This is a genomic window from Pseudomonas sp. P5_B3, from assembly GCF_056400405.1.
Genome location: NZ_JBFULI010000135.1, coordinates 1 through 727, shown reverse-complemented (window position 1 = coordinate 727; position 727 = coordinate 1). Strand labels below are relative to the sequence as shown.

The window sequence follows — 727 nt, the reverse complement described above, 5'->3', positions numbered from 1 at the left end:
GTCTGGACCTCGCTCGCGAGCTACACCCTGAGTGCCAACGTCGAGAATCTGTTTTTCGGCGGCAGCGGCAACTTTGCGGGCACCGGCAACGAGCTGGCCAACATGATCGTGGGCGGAGCGGGTAACGACCTTCTCATCGGTAACGGCGGTGCCGACACGATGGTCGGTGGTGCCGGCAGCGATATCTATGAAGTCACCGACCTTGGGGACGTGGTAGGCGAGAACGCCGGTGGCGGCAGCGACACGATCTGGACCTCGCTCGCGAGCTACACCCTGGRTGCCAACCTCGAGAATCTGTTTTTCGGCGGCAACGGCAACTTTGTGGGCACTGGCAACGAGCTGGCCAACACGATCGTGGGGGGGGCAGGTAACGACTTCCTCGTCGGCGCTGGGGGTAACGACGTGATGAGTGGCGGCGTGGCCGGCAACGATACGTTCGTGTTTGGTGCCGCGGGTTTCGGCAACGACACGATCCTGAACTTCGGAGCCAATGCGGCCGCAGGACAGGACTTGATCGATCTCAGGCCGATGGGGATCACCAGCGCGACGTTCGCTCCCAGCCTGACCATAACGGCAGACGGGGCGGACACGGTGGTCGGGATCGGAGCGGACTCCATCCGCCTTGTGGGTGTCAGCAGCGCGGCCGTTGATCAGACGGACTTCATTCTGGCCACTTGAGGTCCTGGTCAGTACTGTCGCAGGGAGCGTGGACCGCGGAGGGGAGGGG

The 727-nt window shown here is 63.5% G+C and carries 1 pseudogene; it reads left to right on the top strand.

The features are described from left to right. Positions 1–678, top strand: a pseudogene (locus tag AC1DRN_RS29950) (calcium-binding protein); the annotation flags it as partial. Positions 679–727: the final 49 nt, after the last annotated feature.